Source organism: Desulfurococcus sp. (genome assembly GCF_049970475.1).
GTDB lineage: Archaea > Thermoproteota > Thermoprotei_A > Sulfolobales > Desulfurococcaceae > Desulfurococcus > Desulfurococcus amylolyticus.
In genome coordinates, this window is the sequence record NZ_JBMFMW010000110.1 from 1 (window position 1) to 3,713 (window position 3,713).

A 3,713-nucleotide genomic window follows, 5' to 3' on the forward strand; every position below is an offset into this window, starting at 1 on the left:
AAGGTGGATACCTGGATTTATGAGGAAACACTTCAACAAGCTGTATGCAATGTACCTTGATTTCGCCTCTAGCTATAGCGAGATGGCTTCAAGGATATCCCTAGGGAAGAAGGCTTTACTATGGCTGCTGACAATACTCTACCACACAATATGGGGTATCGCGGCACTCCCATTCATCCACGTGTTTAATGTTGACGCCGTGGTTAAAGTTGTCGAGGCCTATTTCATCATGCAGTCATTTAGCTCCCTGCCTACGCCTGGTGGAAGTGGTGCAGCTGAATATGGATTATCAATAGTCTTAGATCCCTCGGTTGTCGTGAAGTATAGGGTTGTATACTATTACTATGGAATCGTGGCTGGGCTGATATCGCTGATAATATATGATAACAAGCTTAGGAGGTGGGTAAGCTGGGTTTTACATTAAAACATTAAACAAACTCTAAGTGGCTTTTGTAGCTGTTCTAACAGCTTTCTTAGGACGTAGCGTGCCCTTGGATCTACATCTCCTGCACTTGGTAGCGCCCGGTGGGTTCAGGGCACCACATCTCCTGCACACCATCTTATTTAACACTCTGTTGAAGACTATTTTCTGTAGCTCTGGATTATTCACCGGCATATATTAAGCACCCCTCTACCCTTCTCCTCAATACCTTAAGTGATTTAAAAATCTTCCCTGGTACCAGGACTATATATTCAGGCCAGTGTCTCTAAGCCTGTTCACTATGATCTCTTGCTCCTCTTCATGGTAATATCCGATCAGCTCCTCCACAAGCTTTATATTTATACTGTTCTTCAGTTGTTTAATGTATTCCGCGAGCTTATTCGTGTCTACTCCTTGGCGGGCCTTGAGCACCAGGTAGGCTTCCACCGGTAACACGTTAATGATTATACCGCCCACCCTGATCACATCGGCTTTCTCGAGTATTTCATCAGGTATCTCTATATCCATATAGTTCTCGTATAACTCGATCTCCAGGTAGTCCTCGCTCAACGGTGCAATCAACTTCACCGTGCCCACTTCCGTCGATGATACCTCCCATCCATGCCTGGACGCCAGCTCCTGATAGTAATCCTGCTCGAGGAGGGGGCTTGGCTCGTACACGAATAAGTCTACATCACCTTCTAGTCTCTTCCTGCCCAGAGCTAACTGAACCACTGTATCCCCTATTACGACAGCCTTAACCCCTTCGTCCTGCAGCGTCTTCATAATGCCTGCGAGTTCATCAATACTGTAAGTCATTTAAACCACCGTGGTAAAGACACCAAGAAGATAAAACACATCCAAAAATATTTAAAAAGAATTTAGAGCCTGCAACAGGCTAATTAAGTAAGGGTATTTGAATGGGCTTCGATTATCAGCGGGCTGTAATGCTTCAGAGAATACTCTCTGAGAGGGTTCTAGCAGAGCTTGATTCATTTCCAAGGATTGATCCATCGAGAATAAGGAGTGTTGCAGGGGTTGATGCATCATATAGGGGAGGAGTTCAGGTTGGAAGCGCTGTACTCATGGATTATAGGGCTAAGATGCTCCTGGCATATACGTGTCTTGCATCGAAGCCCCCTATACCATATGTGCCAGGTCTACTGGCGTTCAGGGAGGCCCCTGTATACATTAAGGCATTGCATAGGTTGCCGGCTAAACCGGATATAATATTGGTTGATGGACATGGATTAAGCCATCCAAGAGCATTTGGCATAGCAACACATATAGGTCTCGTACTCAGCACCCCGTCAATAGGGGTGGCAAAGAAGCCGCTCTACGGGGAGGTAGAAGAAGTAAATGGTAGGAAACTCGTGAGGGCGCATGGAAGAATAGTGGGTGAGGTAGTTGAAACCAACCAGGGCAGCGAAATATATGTGAGTATAGGATACCTAATAAGGCTCGAAGACGCGGTGGAAGTAGTTAGACACCTCATGGAGCCAGGCCTAAAGCTACCACTACCAATACACCTGGCAGACAACTACTCCAGGAGTAAATGCATCAAGGAGCTACGGTTATAACGTAGTGAAGATGTTATGAATTCATATCTACTTATCTAGGTACATGGACAAAAATCTCTACACTTATTCGCGATATGATATATAAGCTCAGAGTTCAGGATATATATTGTCATTATCCAGGAATAATGGTTTCAATAGCAATTTACATCCGTCACCCGCTTCAACTATTTCCTTCCCACTCACATGGTGATTAAAACTACTTCTCCACTAAACCAGATAAATAACCCGAACAATAATTTAAGTAACTAGGGCCCGTCGCCTAGCCAGGATAGGGCGCCGGCCTTCGGAGCCGGAGGCCCCGGGTTCAAATCCCGGCGGGCCCGCATTCTTTAATCACCTGTTTAAAAGTCCGCGTGGATATTTCCGTCGATCTTATATTTTGAGTTACTCACAAACAATTATACTGTAATTATTATGATATATAGTGATTTCTATTTCATCAATGGCTTGAATCGAGCGTATTTTATACACCAGATAAATTATTAGCAAATATTGTTATCACATGATCAAGGTAATATATACTGGATACTAGTATCTAAATTTTTATATATTTTTCTTGCGGAAATATATCTATATTGAGGTGTAATAATATGCCATATGTTCCACCAGAGAAAAGTCTTCCCGAGCTAGCTCTGAAATACGTTATACTGGGAGTAATACTTTCAATAGTAATGGGTGCTGCAAATGCCTACCTGGGCTTATATGCTGGTATGACTATTTCCGCAAGTATTCCTGCAGCTGTCATCTCTATGGCGTTATTCAGAGCACTTGGTGAGAGAAACATTCTTGGAAACAACATTGTACAGACAATCGCTTCTGCTGGCGAAGCCCTTGCAGCGGGTGTAATATTCACTATGCCAGCACTTATAATCCTACAATTGTACACCGAGCTACCCTACTGGTTAACCACGATTATGGCTGGCCTTGGTGGCTCGCTTGGAGCATTATTCACAGTAATACTTAGAAGAGCGTATATAGTCCATGAGAAATTACCTTTCCCCGAGGGCAAGGCTTGTGCAGAAGTATTAATAGCCGGCGACAAGGGCGGCGCGCATGCTAAGCCACTAGCATATGGTGGAATCATAGGTGCAATCTACAAGTTCCTCGGTGGAATAGGCCTATGGCCTGGAAGCCTCGAGGCAGCTGGGAGTGCTGGACGTATACCTCTATACTTCGGGCTTGATCTATCTCCTGCACTACTGGCGGTTGGTTTCATAGTTGGTTTAAACATCGCGATACTAATGTTCCTTGGTGGTGTATTAACATGGTTTATCTTCATACCGATCCTAGCACAAACTGGTTGGCCGAGTCCAGATCCAGTAGCCACAATGTTTGCAATCTGGAGAAGTAAGGCTAGATTCATCGGGGTTGGCGCAATGCTCGTGGGTGGAATATACAGTTTAATAAGGCTTAGATCGGCGATAGTCAAAGGCATTAAATCGGGGCTCAAAGCAGCTGGGGCCAGGAGAGAAGGACAAGGTAATATTGTTAGAACAGAGTTTGATCTACCGATGAACTACGTGTTAGCATTAACCGTACTATTCGTTATTCCACTAGCTATACTGTACTTCGTTATATTGAATGATCCCTTATTGGCTTTACTAATGAGTGTATTCATGCTTATATTGGGATTCATCGGTACAGCTATCGCTGGATACTTAGCCGGTGTTGTTGGTTCATCTAATATGCCTGTATCCGGCATAACAATCATG

General features: G+C 44.1%; 4 protein-coding genes, 1 tRNA gene and 1 pseudogene. 4 read left to right on the plus strand and 2 right to left on the minus strand.

The annotated features are described in order from the left end of the window. Positions 1–424, plus strand: a pseudogene (locus ACP5N5_RS06175) (lysylphosphatidylglycerol synthase transmembrane domain-containing protein); the annotation flags it as partial. A gap of 15 nt (positions 425–439) precedes the next feature. Here the strand turns inward: ACP5N5_RS06175 and ACP5N5_RS06180 are convergent. Then, positions 440–616 carry a 50S ribosomal protein L40e gene (locus tag ACP5N5_RS06180; protein ID WP_012608529.1) on the minus strand — a complete coding sequence of 59 codons (177 nt, stop codon included), beginning with the start codon at positions 614–616 and terminating at the stop codon, positions 440–442. Between the two features lie 69 nt (positions 617–685). Continuing rightward, complete coding sequence (locus ACP5N5_RS06185) at positions 686–1,240, minus strand: nucleotidyltransferase (RefSeq protein WP_428134003.1); 555 nt, start codon at positions 1,238–1,240, stop codon at positions 686–688. A 101-nt stretch (positions 1,241–1,341) separates the two neighbouring features. Between ACP5N5_RS06185 and ACP5N5_RS06190 the strand changes: the two genes are divergently transcribed. The 3 genes from ACP5N5_RS06190 to ACP5N5_RS06200 form a co-directional block, all read left to right on the plus strand. Beyond that, positions 1,342–2,001, plus strand: coding sequence for an endonuclease V (locus ACP5N5_RS06190; protein ID WP_428134006.1), 660 nt, complete (start codon positions 1,342–1,344; stop codon positions 1,999–2,001). A gap of 248 nt (positions 2,002–2,249) precedes the next feature. After that, positions 2,250–2,324, plus strand: a tRNA-Arg gene (locus ACP5N5_RS06195). 267 nt (positions 2,325–2,591) lie between these two features. Further along, a partial coding sequence (locus ACP5N5_RS06200) for an OPT family oligopeptide transporter (protein WP_428134008.1) occupies positions 2,592–3,713 on the plus strand: 1,122 nt, incomplete at its 3' end.